At 62.0% G+C, this 14,808-nt stretch carries 10 protein-coding genes and 1 pseudogene; 1 reads left to right on the top strand and 10 read right to left on the bottom strand.

Annotated features, from left to right (window positions below; all coding sequences use genetic code 11):
- Positions 1–18: 18 nt before the first annotated feature.
- The 6 genes and pseudogenes from nifK to AC3EML_RS08645 form a co-directional block, all read right to left on the bottom strand.
- Entirely contained in the window at positions 19–1,560 is a 1,542-nt protein-coding gene (nifK, locus tag AC3EML_RS08670; RefSeq protein ID WP_023822477.1) for a nitrogenase molybdenum-iron protein subunit beta, read from the bottom strand.
- Positions 1,561–1,686: 126 nt separating this feature from the next.
- Positions 1,687–3,189: a nitrogenase molybdenum-iron protein alpha chain gene (nifD, locus tag AC3EML_RS08665; RefSeq protein WP_023708855.1), complete on the bottom strand. Its 1,503-nt coding sequence runs from the start codon at positions 3,187–3,189 to the stop codon at positions 1,687–1,689.
- 98 nt (positions 3,190–3,287) lie between these two features.
- Positions 3,288–4,181, bottom strand: coding sequence for a nitrogenase iron protein (nifH, locus tag AC3EML_RS08660; protein ID WP_023706403.1), 894 nt, complete (start codon positions 4,179–4,181; stop codon positions 3,288–3,290).
- Between the two features lie 472 nt (positions 4,182–4,653).
- Positions 4,654–5,910: a type II toxin-antitoxin system HipA family toxin gene (locus AC3EML_RS08655; RefSeq protein ID WP_352522279.1), complete on the bottom strand. Its 1,257-nt coding sequence runs from the start codon at positions 5,908–5,910 to the stop codon at positions 4,654–4,656.
- Positions 5,885–6,211: a helix-turn-helix domain-containing protein gene (locus tag AC3EML_RS08650; RefSeq protein ID WP_023690557.1), complete on the bottom strand. Its 327-nt coding sequence runs from the start codon at positions 6,209–6,211 to the stop codon at positions 5,885–5,887. The genes AC3EML_RS08655 and AC3EML_RS08650 overlap by 26 nt, the downstream gene beginning before the upstream one ends.
- Positions 6,212–6,426: 215 nt before the next feature.
- Positions 6,427–7,213 (bottom strand): annotated as a pseudogene (locus AC3EML_RS08645) (IS3 family transposase); the annotation flags it as partial.
- Positions 7,214–8,071: 858 nt separating this feature from the next.
- Between AC3EML_RS08645 and AC3EML_RS08640 the strand changes: the two are divergent.
- Positions 8,072–8,782 (top strand): toll/interleukin-1 receptor domain-containing protein, encoded by a 711-nt coding sequence (locus AC3EML_RS08640; RefSeq protein WP_023727169.1) that lies wholly within the window; start codon positions 8,072–8,074, stop codon positions 8,780–8,782.
- A gap of 661 nt (positions 8,783–9,443) precedes the next feature.
- Here AC3EML_RS08640 and AC3EML_RS08635 read toward each other — a convergent pair.
- The 4 genes from AC3EML_RS08635 to AC3EML_RS08620 form a co-directional block, all read right to left on the bottom strand.
- Entirely contained in the window at positions 9,444–10,640 is a 1,197-nt protein-coding gene (locus tag AC3EML_RS08635; RefSeq protein WP_286456782.1) for an IS256 family transposase, read from the bottom strand.
- Between the two features lie 478 nt (positions 10,641–11,118).
- Positions 11,119–12,222, bottom strand: coding sequence for a type 2 isopentenyl-diphosphate Delta-isomerase (gene fni, locus AC3EML_RS08630; RefSeq protein ID WP_488376755.1), 1,104 nt, complete (start codon positions 12,220–12,222; stop codon positions 11,119–11,121).
- A 28-nt stretch (positions 12,223–12,250) separates the two neighbouring features.
- Positions 12,251–13,153 carry a terpene synthase family protein gene (locus tag AC3EML_RS08625; protein ID WP_352522093.1) on the bottom strand — a complete coding sequence of 301 codons (903 nt, stop codon included), beginning with the start codon at positions 13,151–13,153 and terminating at the stop codon, positions 12,251–12,253.
- The gene (locus tag AC3EML_RS08620; RefSeq protein ID WP_352522092.1) at positions 13,150–14,700 is read right to left on the bottom strand and encodes a hypothetical protein; all 1,551 of its coding nucleotides are present in this window, start codon (positions 14,698–14,700) and stop codon (positions 13,150–13,152) included. The genes AC3EML_RS08625 and AC3EML_RS08620 overlap by 4 nt, the downstream gene beginning before the upstream one ends.
- Positions 14,701–14,808 lie beyond the last annotated feature (108 nt).

Raw genomic sequence — 14,808 nt, 5'->3', positions numbered from 1 at the left:
CAAAGCCGACCGTCACGCTTAGCGGGTGAGGTCATACGAATAGTCCGTCACGCCCGTCTCGCTTGTCTCGCGATCGAGTTTGTCGAAGATCTTGTCGAGGATCGTCGTCAGCACGCGCAACCCGCCTTGGTAGCCCATCAGCGCAAACCGATGGTGATGGTGGCGATCGAAGATCGGAAACGTCAGCCGGATCAGCGGCGTGCCGGTGTCGCGCTCCAGATACTTGCCATAGGAGTTGCCGATCAGCAGGTCCACCGGCTCGGTGAAGAGCAGCGAGCGCATCGCCCAGAGGTCCTTGCCCGCCCAGACTTGAGCATCCTTGCCGAAGGGCGATGATGCAAGCAGTTCCTTCAACTCCGCTTCCCATGTCGACGTGCCGTTGGTGGCGAGGCAATGGGTCGGCTCGCCGCCCGTCTCCATGATGAAGCGGGCCATGGCGTAGACAAAGTCCGGATCGCCGTAGATGGCGTATTTCTTACCGTGCAGCCAGGATTGGCTGTCGGCCATGGCGTCGACAAGTCGGCCGCGCTCCAGGCGGATTGCCTCGGGGATTTGCTTGCCGGAAATCGCGGAGACCTCCACGAGGAAGTCGTCGGTTGCCTGGACTCCGAGCGGGTAATGGAACGAGGACGTCGCCTGCCCCACCCCCTCGCAATACTCCAGTGTTTTTCGGGTGTTGTAATGCTGCAGCGACAGCGTCGCCTCGGCGTTGAGTGCCTTCCTCACGTCTTCGATCTTCGTGCCGCCGTCATACATGCGGTATTCGCCGTCGGACGGCGTGTCGAACTGGTCAGAGGCGTCTTGGATGAAGGTGTAGGATACGCCTATCAGGTCGAGCAGGCGCTTGAGTTCCCGGTTGTTGCCAACACAGAATCCGTCGAAGCCCGGAATGACGTTGATGGTCCCCTCGGCTTCCGTTCGCTCCTCCCCTTTCCAGAAATGCTCCAAAATGCCCTTGACCGTAACGTCATAGCCGTCGACATGGCTGCCGACGAAGGCCGGCGTATGGGCGAAAGGCACGTCGAAGTCGCGCGGGACCGAGCCTTCGTCCTTGGCGTTCTCGATGAAGCTGTGCAGATCGTCGCCAATGACCTCCGCCATACAAGTGGTCGAGACGGCGATCATCTTCGGGTCGTAGAGTTGGTACGTGTTGGCGAGCCCATCGACTAGGTTCTTCAGGCCGCCGAACACTGCCGCGTCCTCGGTCATCGAGGAGGAAACCGCCGAAGCAGGCTCCTTGAAATGGCGCGACAGGTGCGAGCGGTAATAGGCCACGCAGCCCTGGCTGCCATGGACGAAGGACATGGTTCGCTCGAAGCCTGCGGCCGCGAACACCGCGCCGAGCGGCTGGCAGGCCTTGGCGGGGTTCACGACCAGGGCTTGGCGAGCAAGGTTCTTTTCGCGGTATTCCCACGTCTTGGTGAATTCGCCTTGGTCGGTAACGATCTGGTCCGGGTGAGGACATTCGAAATTCAGCCTCTTCTCGGCGAGCATCTGCCTGTATTCCGGCTCGCGGAACAGGGGCGCGTGGTCGAGAACTTTTTCAGCCGACTGCGGCATGGGTGGTTACCTCTTTCCATCTGGCCCGCCATACGGCGGCACAGGGACGTCGAAACGTTTTCAGGTCTCCCGCGGACAAGCGGCCACAGGCGTTCGCGGCCTCCCGGCTTCCGGGAGGCCAGGGTTTCATTCGGCTGCGATCGCCGCCGACGGCTCGGCTTTTTTCTTCCAGGGGGCGTCGTAGAGGTTCCAGACCGGGTTGTTGATGGCCAGATCCATATCGCGCGCGAAGATGGCGAACCCGTCGTAGCCGTGATACGGGCCGGAATAATCCCAGGAATGCATTTGACGGAACGGTATGCCCATCTTCTGGACCGGGTATTTTTCTTTGATGCCGGAGCCAACGAGATCAGGACGGATCCCCTCGATGAACTTCTCCAGCTCGTAACCAGTCACGTCGTCGTAGATCAGAGTGCCCTTCTTCACGTAGTGGCCGGTACGCTGATAGTCGTCGTTATGGCCAAATTCGTAGCCAGTGCCGACGATCACCATGCCCAGGTCCTCATATGCCGTGACGACGTGACGGGGGCGCAGCCCGCCGACATAGAGCATCACCGTCCTGCCTTCGAGGCGCGGCCGGTACTTGGCTATGACCGCCTCGACCAGCGGCCGGTATTTGGCTATGACCGCCTCGGCCTTGGCCTCGATTTCCGGCCCGAAGTGCTTGGCTATCTTGCGCAGAGAGGCTTCGGTCTGGGAGGGGCCGAAGAAATTGTACTCCATCCAGGCGATGCCATACTTTTCCTCCATGTGCCGGCAGATGTAGTTCATCGACCTGTAGCAATGGATGAGATTGAGTTTCGCCTTTGGCGCTCGCTCTATTTCGACCAGGGTAGCGTCGCCCGACCAGTTGCCGACCACGCGCAGACCCATCTCTTCGAGCAGGATGCGCGAAGCCCAGGCGTCGCCGCCGATATTGTAGTCGCCGACCACATTGACATCGTACGGGCCGGCCTCGAACTCGAGGTCCTTCTTCTCGAACACCCAGTCGCGGATCGCGTCGTTGGCGATGTGGTGGCCGAGGGATTGCGAGACGCCGCGGAAGCCCTCGCAGCGCACCGGCACGATTGTCTTTTCGTGCTCCTTGGCCTTGTTGCGGGACACAGCTTCGGTGTCGTCGCCAATCAGGCCAATCGGGCATTCGGATTGCACAGTCATGCCCTTGTTCAGCGGAAACAGTTCCTCGATCTCGTCGATGATCCGTTCGAGCTTCTTGTCGCCGCCGAAAACAATGTCCTTCTCCTGGAAATCGGAGGTGAACTGCATGGTGACGAACGTGTCAATGCCGGTCGTGCCGATGTAGTAGTTGCGGCGCTGAGACCAGGAATATTGCCCGCAGCCTACCGGGCCGTGCGAGATATGGACCATATCCTTGACTGGACCCCACACCACGCCTTTCGAGCCGGCATAGGCGCAGCCGCGAATTGTCATCACGCCGGGGATGGACTTGATGTTCGATTTGACCTCGCATTCGGAAAGGACCTCGCTTTCCTCGCCAGCCTCGTCGCCGCTTTTTGCGACGCTGAGGTGCTTTTTGCGGCGCTTCGCCGACTTGTCAGGATATTGCGACAGCACTTCCTCGATTAGCCTCGCATGGAGGCCACCGTCATTCTCGTATTCCAGGCTCATGGGACCCCTTTCAAGGTTCAGGGTGACGCCTCACCGACGAGGCGCCGTTCTTTGAAAGACGCACCAGGTCAGGCGGCGCCTCATGTCGGCAGTGGTCGCTACTGTGCGGCCGCCTTAGCCGCTTCCTTGACCTGAAGCTCGGCAAGCATCTGCTCGTCCGTCTTCATGATGCCGAAGTCGAGCAGCATGTCCTCGAGCTCCTCCATGGTGATCGGGGTCGGGATGGTGCCCTGGCCCGAATTCCCATGGATCTTCTCGGCCAGCGCCCTGTATTCGCCGGCCTGCTTGGAGTCCGGCGCATACTGGATCACAGACATCTTCCTGAGCTCGGCGTGCTGGACGATGTTGTCGCGCGGCACGAAGTGGATAAGTTTGGAATTGAGCCTGGAAGCAAGCGCCTCGGCGAGGTCGAGTTCGCGGTCGGTTTGGCGCTCGTTGCAGATCAGGCCGCCGAGCCGCACGCCGCCCGAATGGGCGTATTTCAGGATACCCTTGGCGATGTTGTTGGCGGCATAGAGCGCCATCATCTCGCCGGACATGACGATATAGATTTCCTGGGCCTTGTTCTCGCGGATCGGCATCGCGAAACCGCCACACACCACATCCCCGAGCACGTCGTAGGAGACATAGTCGACGTCGTCGTAGGCGCCGTTCTCCTCGAGGAAGTTGATTGAGGTGATCACGCCGCGGCCGGCGCAGCCGACACCCGGCTCGGGCCCGCCCGACTCCACGCATTTGATGCCTTTGTACCCGACCTTGAGCACGTCCGCGAGTTCCAGGTCTTCCACCGAACCTTCCTCTGCCGCGAGGTGCAGCACCGTATCCTGCGCCTTCGCGTTCAGGATCAGGCGGGTGGAGTCGGCTTTGGGGTCGCAGCCGACGATGAGGATTCTCTGCCCGAGGTCAACAAGGGCGGCGAGCGTATTTTGGGAGGTGGTGGACTTGCCGATGCCGCCCTTGCCGTAAAAGGCGATCTGACGCAAACCTGACATGTAGCTTTCCTTCCTTCGTTCCATTCATCGCGGCTGCCGCGACATGAAGCCGGTCGGGCAGCTGTAGCCGCCTCGCACCTAAGGATCTCAAGACTCGTGCCAATTTGGCTGGTCGAACCCAAGATTAATTTGATGGTTGCTTTTCAGGGGTTTAGCCTGAGGGCCCAGAAAGGATCGTCGCAACAGACCGTGTAGCGGACCCGACAATGGCGACACAAAGCGTCGGATCGCGATCCTCAGTCACCGACTTCGTTTGAACCGCGTCGTTATGTTGAAGTGGACGAACAGCAGCTCGATCCTGTTGGGTGAATTGCGGGATGCTGTCTGTTCCGGCGAGCTGACGTGCTTGCTCACGCGTGTCATCGTGGACACTCCGCGGAATCTTGCGCCACGCTGGCATGCCTTCGATCCAGCCATCCATAGGGCCGCGGATCGAAAGTTCCGCTATATCAGCAACCCGAGGGGACTCGGCTCACTTATCGGCGCAGGAGTTCAGTATCGGCGTCATCGCCTTCACATGTTCGTCCATCCGCTCGAGCACTTTCGCTGCGACAACGTCGCGCTCAGGCAGATGCCACCAGTACTCGTTGACGAGTTTGACCGTCTCGACCACTGCCTTTAGGACTGCCGGCTCCGGAAGCCTTGCGCGGTTCGCAAATGCTTTCCATCGCGGTGCTGCTAGCGCCTTGAACGAGCGCTCTCCTCCAAGCGACAGCGCCATGGCGTCGGCGGGAATATATGGCACAGTGGACAGGACGTCGTAGATTGGTGCAAGCGCCGGCTTGTCGCCGTTTCCGGGATACATCAAAGACCAATTCTTCAGGTGCATGTCGCCATTGCCGGTGATGACGCTCAGTGCCAGGCGGCGGACGAAATCGAGAGCCGCCGTAGGCGAGACGGCCACGCCAAGAGCCAAGGCTATGTCGTGATAAGCGGCCCCCTCATATTTGCGCGAGGGGTAGACACCGAAGACCTGAGCGAAATCCTCGATGTGTATCCTCTCGCCACCGGCGCCGCGATCGAAGCGTTTGACGAGAAGGACCTTGCCCTCCGACAGCGTATTGAATTCTTCGGGAACGCCCTCAAAATCGGCCTTCTCGACCAGTTCGCATTCAGGAACCTCCATGCCGATTGCTGCTGCCAGCGCCAGGTTGGCGAATTCGTTCTCGGAAACGCCCGGAAACGCCGTCGAAGGGAACTTGGCAATGTACCGGCCCTGCTCGTCGTCCATCGGCAAGGTAAGGCCGCCGCCTTTTCCAATGTTCTTCATGACCGACAGCTTCATCTGCACGCCGGCAAGCGAGAACCGTGCCTTGGGGTGATCCTTTGAGCCATCCTTCGAAACCGTTATCGCGCCGTCACTGGGCAACGCCCGTACGGCTCCCGGCAGATCGGCGCCCAGTGCCGCTAAAAGATCGAAATCATTGCCTGGCCGTACATTGCCTTCGTGATGCCTTTCCATCGCCTCCCGCAATTTCTCCTCCGGCAGGAGGTTCGCGAAGAAAGCGGGCAAGGCGCTTGCCAGAGGCTTCGGATCTTTCCGCAATCCTCCCGTCGCTGCCCGGAACGACAGGCTGAGAACCGGAAAGCCGCCCGTCGCGCGGTAGGCGTCATCGAAGTTGAACGCATTGAAATCGCCCGGCGTCCTGACGATTGTGCCGATCTTCACTGCATTCAAGAGCACGTCCAGTGACGGGATCGTCTTAGGTGCGCGAAAGACTGGAGCCATGATCGTCATCGTCAGGTTGAGAAACAAAGGCGGGTCGATCGTCATCATCATGCGGACGCAATAGAGCCTGGACAGCCGGCACCATGGCTTGCGGAACCAGCATCATTTCCAGACCGAGCGCGCGAGCGATATTCATGAGCGTCGTCGCACGCGCGGCTGCGGCTCCCTTTTCGATGTCGCGATATCGGGGACGGGATATACCCGCCAAATCGGCGACCTGCTCCTGCGTCATCGCAGCGGCCAACCTCGCCTGCCTGAAAAACCCACCGATTTCCCGTAGAATTTCCGATTGAGAGTCCATAACGCAACCTATACGATCTATTCCAATGCGCGATGGTACGCAAAGGTATCCCATCCAGCGAGTAGTTTCAATGCTTTGATGATCTGTTTACGTATCATATGTGAAGAAAATGATATGGAACGAGATCAATCTTCCTCTCTCTTTAGCGCTGCGCGGCAACGTCGTTCCTCCGAGAACTGAACCGCACCGGGTTTTCCGGAGGCCGTTTCGTTGAGTCACGCGGCCATGGCTGGGTCATACAGAATGGCGTAGTAGCGTTCCTCGGCTTCGGCCGGCGGAATGTTGCCGATGGCCTCCAGCAGCCGGCGATTGTTGAACCAATCGACCCAATCGAGCTACCGAACTCGACGGCTTCGAAGTTGCGCCATGGTCCGCGTCGATGGATCACCTCGGCCTTGTAAAGGCCGTTGATCGTCGGCGAGAGCATTGTCGTAGCTGTCGCCGACGCTGCCTACCGAAGGCTCGACGCCGGCCTCCGCCAGGCGCTCGGTGTATCTTCCAGAGCGTCCAGAACGAAGCTGGCATGCGCCGTCCGGCTCACCCGCCAGCCGACGATCCTTCGCGCATAGGTGTCGACGACAAAGGCGACATAGACGGAGCCCGTCCAGGTCGCGACGCAGGTCAAGTCGGAGACCCACAGCATGTTCCGCGCCGGGGCATGGAACTGGCGATTGGCGTGATCGAGAGGGCAAGGTGCGGCCTTGTCGCTCACCGTGGTGCGGATCGGCTTGCCGCGGATGATGCCCTCAAGACCCATGGCCCTCATCAGTGGGGCAACCGTGCAGCGGGCGACGTCGAGCCCTCACGCTGTAACTCCCGCCAGACCTTGCGAACGCCGTAGACGCGGAAGTTGGCCTCGAACACGCGTCGGATCTCATCCTTCAAGGCCAGGGCCTCATCCCGCTTCGCCCGAGCCGACAGCCGGGAAGGATCGATGCGCTTGGCGACATGGTCGTGGTAGCTCGACGGGGCGATCGGCAGCACCTTCCAGATCGGCTCGACCCGATGCGGTTGCCACGTCCGAAGGCACGCCGGCGAGCACGGTTCATACAGCTGCTGTGGCCACCGTCCACCGGCTTTTCTTCGTAATAGGCCTAGTGCATGCGTCGCTGCAGACGGCCAACTGAAAGAACATTCAGCCAATGGCTATTTGACCTCGGCGCCGATGCGCTCGACGGTGGTCCTATGAAAGAGACGGGCTGCTTCAGATGCCGCACAGCCTTCATTTAGCTGAGTCGAGTGATTTCGGAGCGCTGATTGGGTTTGTTTCGGACGGCGTCCACCCTTTCGCCCGCGTTCGCGGGCTGCCTGTAACCGGGGCACCGTGGGCATTTTTAGAATAATCCCGCTAAGGTAATTCGAAGTTGTTTGGATTGACCGGTTAGCTCGGCCTGGAGCGTTCCCGGGTCGGTCAATCTCGTTCCAGAGATAGTCTTTGGTGAATGCGATATGAGCCAAGGAGCGGTGCGACCTGGGAGAGCAATTCGACGGAATATCGATGCCCTGGCCGCGGACATAACCGACAGGGGCTGAGATGACGGTAAGCGCGTAGGCTAGGCCCCGTGTCAGCATCACCAAAGCTGACAACCCTTGGACGGCTCGCAGCGTCGGGGACGACTATGGGGTGGCGACAAGGCGCAGCTTGAGGTGCCCAGACCGGCGCTTGAGAAGGCTCTAACTCAGGCTGGCTAGACCTCCGACCCGACAAGCTAACACAAAGACGCAACGCACCGTTCGAGTAATTGCTGGCAACAAGCCGGCTCCCCAATTAGAGGATTTCCCGGCTTAATTTCCAGCGTCGACTTGACTGCAAAAGACTTTCGCTGGAAGTGTCGACCTAGATTCGGGGGGCTCCATAAAATGGCAAGCAAGGCAAAATCGCGGAAGCGCGTTGGAACTCTAGAAGACCGGTTTATGGACGCCGTTAGAGAATTGTCGGGGGGCGGAAAAGTGAGCGTTAAGAACGCAGCCCTTTTCAATAAACTGGGTTGGATAGAAGAACGTTACACGACAACTAAGGACCGCCTGAGGAAGAATGGACTGATAAGAGGAGGTCCCGGTGGGACTATGTCCCTCCCCCAAAATGCGGCTAGCCCCAGTCCCAAGCCTCTCAAGGCGTTTATCTCCTACTCGCATGCAGATGCGGCTATCAAGGTTGACCTTCTAAAGCACCTTACGCCGCTGAGCCGACTTGGTCTTGTCGAGGCTTGGCACGATGGCGAAATCGAGACTGGCGACAAATGGGCGGACGCCATCAAGGGCAATCTAGAGAGCGCCGACATTATCATCCTCCTGATAAGCGTTGACTTTATCAACTCGCGTTATTGCAACCAGATTGAGCTAACTCACGCGATGGAGAGAGAGGCCAACAACACGACGGTTGTTATTCCAGTGATCGCGAGAAATTGCCTCTGGCAGGAAGAGCTCTTCGGGTCTTTTCAGGCGACCCTCAAGGGTACATCGATCGCAAGTTTCAAAGATCGCGACGAAGCTCTGACTTTGGTCGCGGCAGATATCAAGGAAAAAGCCCTTTCCATGCTTGCCAAAAAGAACGGGGTTGCTCCTTCCTAGATGTGCAATCTGCACAACATCACCACGTCGCAAGAAGCCATACGCCAGTGCACCAGGGCTCTGCGCGACCATCTCAGGCAACCTGAACCGTCCATCGACATCTACCCCAACCAGCCCCCAACCAGCCCGGTCCGGTGGTCCGCAATGCGGCAGACGGGCAACGTGAAGTCGCCAACCTGCTTTGGGGAATGCCGACACCGCTCGAACGGGTCAAGGGCAAGGCCGACTACGGCACGACCAATATCCGCAACCCACAATACGGCCATTGACAGCAGTATGTTGGGGTTGAGCATCGCTGTGTGGTGCCTGTGACGAGTTTCTCGGAGCCCAGCCCAACACCCGGCATAAGGACCCTGAGACAGGTATTCAGCGGATTGGTTCGCGCTCAATGAGGACCGGCCGCTTTTCTTCTTCGCTGGCCTCTGGACGCCATGGCATGGGGTGCGCAAGGTCAAGGACGGCGCCGGCGATTTCGAGCTTTACGGCTTCATGACGACCGCGCCCAACGCCCTGATCAAGCCGATCCATGCGCCTCTAATGGGCGTTGGGCACCTTGCCGGGAAGTGCTGTGGATAGCCGGAGGCACCTCACGACCGACCGCGCATGACTCGGGGGCAATTGTTGTGTGCGTTTCTGCAAAATGGGGCAGCCATGATGCTGGTCATGCGGCTTGGCGCAGAGCGAGCTTCTTGTGCTCGCGCAGGTCGTCCATGTTGATGTATCGGTTGGCCTCCATCCAGTTTTCATTGGTCTCGACGGCCAACGCCCTGACCAGGCGCAGGCAGCTTTCGGTGTTGGGGAAGATGCGCACGACATAGGTGCGCCGGCGGATTTCCTCGTTGAGCCGCTCCAGCATGTTGGTGGATTTGAGATGCTTGTGGTGCTGTCTCGGCAGCCTGAAGAAGGTCAGGGTTTGTTCGATGGCATCCTCGGCCCAGCCTGTCAGGCGCGGATAGCGTGCCGACCATTTGGCAAGCCATGCGGCAAGATCAGCCCTGGCCTCTGCGAGATCGCGCCGGTCGTAGAGCCAGCGCAATTCCTGCAGGCAGTCGTCGCCGTGCTTCCTCGGCAGATGATCGAGCGCGTTCCTGAGGAAGTGCACGTAGCAGCGTTGCCAGGCGGCTTCGGGGATCACCTCGCCGATCGCTGCCACCAGGCCGGCGTGATCGTCGGACACAACCAACTCGACGCCCTTGAGGCCGCGCGCCTTGAGGCCGACGAGGAAGTCCCTCCAGGCCGAGCGGCTCTCGCGATTGGCCATCTCCACGGCCAGGATCTGGCGCCTTCCGTCCCAGTCGATACCGACCGCGATCAGCACCGCCTGGCTCATGACAACACCGGCTTCACGCACCTTCTCGTAGCGCGCATCGAGGATGAGGTAAGGAAACGGCTCTTGAAGGGGGCGCCTGGCAAAGGCAGCGAGGCTCTCGTCCAGCCGCTTGTTGATGGCCGAGATCGACGAGGCCGAGAAGGCATGGCCGCACAGTTCTTCCGTGATAGCCTTCACCTTGCGGGTCGACACGCCCTGCACATACATCTCCGCCAGTGTCGCCACCAAGGCCCGCTCGGAACGCTGGTAGCGCTCGAACAGCTCGGTGGAGAAGCGCCCGGCCCGGTCCTGCGGAACCCGCAGCTCGAGCTTGCCGACCCGCGTCACAAGGGTACGGCCGTAATAGCCCGAGCGATAGCCAAGCCGTTCGGGCGTGCGCTCGCTCTTCGAGGCACCCAGCGCCTCGTCCATCTCGGCCTCAAGCACCTCCTGCATCACCGCACGGAGCACTTCGTGCAATCCATCCGGGTTCGAAAGCAAAATGTCTTTGACGGCAGCGCTGGCGGTCTTAACTTCAGTCTTGGTCATGGTGGCGTTCCTTCGCGGGAATCAGGTGACGTGAACAATCACCAGCCTGCCATGACCGCCCCCTCTCAGCGAATTTGCAGAACTCTCAGCACACTACCGGGGCAATGTGGATCGGTGCCTAATTTGCATAACACCAAGCAAACACAAGGGATTGAGGCTGGCTTACCTTCTCCGTTGCTTGCAGGAATACTCCTTCATTGCAATGGATTTGCACCATCTGCTCCTGCCGGTCTCCCGCCGCACCTGGTGTTCCGGCCCTTTCAGGGGCTCGGCTCGATCGGCGTGACCACCCTGATCAAGCATCGACATAGCCGTGGAATACCGCTTTACTCTCGGCTGTCCGTTCGGGGCATGGCGGGGTGCCTCCCCGATCACGAAGCAGCACCCGAACAAGCCCGTGACCAGCGCGTCCCCGCTTCCGAGACTTTCTCACTCAGTAAGGCTATGCGCCCGCCGCCACCTGCGGGCTACGCCGGCATCAACCGGCGGGCAGATGGGCCGAGGGCAATAAGCGGGCCTGGCGCAACGCCGCCAGATCAGCCGAGCCGGTGCAGAAGCAGGCGACGGCCAACTGGCGGATGACGATCTCGAAATGCGCGACAACGGCCTCGGTGGATACCGTAGCCGCGCGCAGCACGCCGGCTGCCTGCCCGGCGATGTCCGCGCCGAGGCGGATAGCCTTGGCCACGTCGACGCCGTCGCTGACCCCGCCCGACGCGATCAGCTTCACCGCTGGCAGCGCCCGACGTACCGCCTGCACGCTGGCCGGGGTCGGGATCCCCCAATCGGCGAACGCCATCGCAACTGTACGGTCGGCGGCATCGGGGGCCCGCTCGCCCTCCACCGCGGCCCAACTGGTGCCGCCGGCGCCGGCGACATCGATCACCGCCACGCCCGCCTGAACGAGCGCACAAGCCACCGAGGCAGAGAGGCCCGACCCCACTTCCTTGGCCACGATCGGCACCCCCATGCTGCGCGCGGCGCGAGCGATCTGGGCCAGGACGCCGCGCCAGTCGCGGTCGCCCTCCGGCTGTACCGCTTCCTGCAGCGGATTGAGATGGACGATGAGTCCATCGGCCTCCAGTGCATCCACCGCCCGGCGCGCGAGGTCCAGGCCGTCGGCCTCGCGCAGTTGCGCGGCGCCGATATTGGCCAGCAAGGGAACGTCTGGAGCCAGGCGGCGCAGCGCGCGCGTTAGCCCCTGGGAGTTGCGGGATTGCAGGCTTACGCGCTGCGAACCGACGCACATGGCGATCCCCAAGGCTTGCGCTGCCTCGCTCAGATGGCGGTTAATGGCCTCGGCGCGTGGCATGCCGCCGGTCATGGAGCTGATCAGCAGAGGCGCGCGCATGGTCTTGCCCAGCAGCGAGGCGCTGAGGTCGATCTGCGTCAGGTCCAACTCGGGCAATGCACAGTGTTCGAAACGAATGTACTCCCAGCCAGCGGCCTTGGCCCGTGCCGTTCGCCGATCCAGCACGATGTCCAGGTGGTCGTCCTTGCGCCGGCTCAGGTTGGTGTCGCTGATGCTCGCTCCTTCCGCGTCATCGGGCGACGGCGTTGCTTCGGATCGGACCGACGGCAGCGCGCGCACGCCGCCGTCTCCCGCGCGTTCAGGCCGGCGCACGCTCGCCTCCGCCCGCAGCGTCGCTGCGGTAGCGACTGGTCGAGGTCTCGTAGTACTGCGCGCGGATGGCCGCCATGGCCTCGATCAACGGTCGCCACGGCGCGGGAAAACGTTCTTCCGCCATCACCCGGTGCAGCATGCGTGTGTGGCCGGCCAACTCGTCCTTGAGGAACTCCACCACAGGCATGGCCGGATAGCGCTGCAGCAGCAGGATCGCCGCGTTGTCGGCCTCGCCGGCCGATCTATCCTTTTCGCGTCCATGCAGATCGTTCTGCAAACGCCCTATTGCGGATATGAGCCGCAGGGCCTGGCGAAACGCCGGACGCGGGCGCAAGGTCGCCATGTCCAGCCCCCACAGCAACGACAGGCAACAGAACACGTTCGTGTAGGCGATCGAATCCAGGCCGTTCTGCAAGTACTCGGCGTAGGACCAGCGCTCCTCCCCTGCCGCCTGCGCGTGTCCGGCGCGCAGCGCCGCGCAGTAGCACCGGGTATCCTCCAGAAGCTGGGCATAGTCGCGACGATCGTAGGCGAGCGCGGCGAGCGAAGCGCGCAGCACAGCACAGCCCTCGAATCCGGGGAGCACACACCGCACGCCCCGCCCCAGCGCCTGCTCCACCGCGGCGAGCTGCTCCGGCGCGATCAGGTCAAGGTCGTTGCAATCGTCGAGCCAGAACAGCAGCGCCAGTTCGCGATAGAAGGCAACGATCAGCGTTTCGTCCAGCGGATCGCGGCCGGTGCGGGCGCTGGTGTCGCGCAGGCTCGGATGGATGCGCTGCAGGATGTACTGGCCGCCCCGGACTGCTTCCACGCCATGCTCGTCGGCGAACCCGGTCAGGGAACGCCCCCACTCCAGCACCTGCTGCAGCGCGCGATCGGTCGGGATCATGGCCCCCCTCCTGCTCCCTCGGCCGAGACGCGCCGCCCCCAACGAAGCGCCATCCACAACCCGGCGAGTTCGGCCACGCGCACCACCCGAGTGGGGCAATACAGTTCCTTTCCGATCCACAGCGGCGTCTGGGGCAATACATGCGCCGCGTGGCGGGCGAGCATCCACTTCAGCGCACGCGCCACCGCCTGCGCGATGCGCCGGCGCCCTGCCCGCTCTTCGCTCCCGTCCATCACGTGCAACGCGAACAGCGCATAGGCGGTTTCCTCGAGTGTGGACGCGCAACCGGCGCCCCAGCCGCCGTCGTCGCGCTGCGTCCGCAGCAGCCCCGCCAGCGCGCGCTCGTCGCGCCACTGGGGGTTGCCTTGCGCGAGCGCAGCGACCGCATGCGCGGTTGGATACAGCCAGGAAACGTGCCATTTCTCGTTGTCCCATAGACCATGCGGGTTGCGACTGGCCTCGACGTAGGAGCTGGTGCCGGCGGCGGGCTTTCCCAACATTCGCAACGCATGCAGGGCATGGATGTTGGTCGACACCGAGGCATTGCGCTCGCCCGGGAAGGTGACGAAGAGCTCGCCGGTTTCGAACTGGCGCAACGCGTCGGCCGCCGGGTCGCGGCCTGCAAGGCGAAGGACGCACAACGCAACGGAGGTGTCGTCCGCATCGGCCGCGAAGTGCAAGGCAGGGCCCAGACCGCGGACTCCGAGACGGGCGTCGAGTTGCGCGATGATCACTTGCACCGCCTCGGCGAGCGCGGGATGCGCGAACAGACCGGCCAGATGCAGGGTGTACAGCGACCAGCATGGCTCGAACACATTAATTGGCCAGACGTTGGGAACGACACCTTCGATGCCGGTGCGCGTCGCCCGCGATGCCGCCTGCAGATACCCGTCGGTGCGCCAGACTTGCGCCGTTCTTCCCTGTGTCACGGCGTGCGCACGCCACGCGGCGGTAGCCGCTGGACTGATGCCGATGCTGCCGTCGTCGTCCGGGCATGCGGTGGCCGGCGACGTCCCCCAGGCTTCCCAGGAGTGCAGCAACGGATGGCCGCTCGGCAACGTCGCCACAGCCCCCAACTTGACCAGGCGTGCTTGCCGCAACGGCAACAGCGCCGGGTGGCGCGAAAACGCCAAGCCGCCCAGCAAGGATGCGGCCTCGTCGCACAACTGCGGCAGGATCAGCTCCGCGCCGATGGGCGCGTCTTCCGGCACCGCATGCGCGTAGGGATCGGGCTGGCGCTCGAGGAACCGGATTGCAGCCTGGGCTGCGTCGGCAGCGCCGGGAAGAGGATCGGCACGCTGCAATGCCAGCAACGCCGCCCAGGTAGGCGCATGGCGAAACAGCGGGAAGTCCGCACTTCCCCATCCGCCATCGGCCTGTTGCTGCGCGATGAGCCACGCGTATGCGTCGTGCCGACCGGTGACGTTGCCGTCGAACTGCAGAGCTCGCGCCGTGTCGTATACGGACGGACCGACGCTACCGCCGTCGCTCATCTCGCTCAGCAGATGACGCAATTCGGAAAGGATCTGTTCGGACAGCGCGTTCACGCGGTATGTTCCTTCTGCAGAGGGCTAACGAGAACAGAAACCTGCAGACGCCGCGCACGTCGCCGCCGACACGGACACTGTGCAGCATGCAGCGCCCGCCGGCCGATC

It is taken from the genome of Mesorhizobium sp. P170090, assembly GCF_057786115.1.
Note: the sequence above shows the minus strand (reverse complement) of the source record. Positions and strands in the feature narration are given on the sequence as shown.

Excerpts from the sequence above, each read along its gene's own strand:
- AC3EML_RS08655 (WP_352522279.1), bottom strand. The coding sequence starts at position 5,910 with ATGGCTCCAGTCTTTCGCGCACCTAAGACGATCCCGTCACTGGACGTG.
- nifD (WP_023708855.1), bottom strand. The coding sequence starts at position 3,189 with ATGAGCCTGGAATACGAGAATGACGGTGGCCTCCATGCGAGGCTAATC.
- AC3EML_RS08650 (WP_023690557.1), bottom strand. The coding sequence starts at position 6,211 with ATGGACTCTCAATCGGAAATTCTACGGGAAATCGGTGGGTTTTTCAGG.
- AC3EML_RS08625 (WP_352522093.1), bottom strand. The coding sequence starts at position 13,153 with ATGATCCCGACCGATCGCGCGCTGCAGCAGGTGCTGGAGTGGGGGCGT.
- AC3EML_RS08640 (WP_023727169.1), top strand. The coding sequence starts at position 8,072 with ATGGCAAGCAAGGCAAAATCGCGGAAGCGCGTTGGAACTCTAGAAGAC.
- AC3EML_RS08635 (WP_286456782.1), bottom strand. The coding sequence starts at position 10,640 with ATGACCAAGACTGAAGTTAAGACCGCCAGCGCTGCCGTCAAAGACATT.
- nifK (WP_023822477.1), bottom strand. The coding sequence starts at position 1,560 with ATGCCGCAGTCGGCTGAAAAAGTTCTCGACCACGCGCCCCTGTTCCGC.
- nifH (WP_023706403.1), bottom strand. The coding sequence starts at position 4,181 with ATGTCAGGTTTGCGTCAGATCGCCTTTTACGGCAAGGGCGGCATCGGC.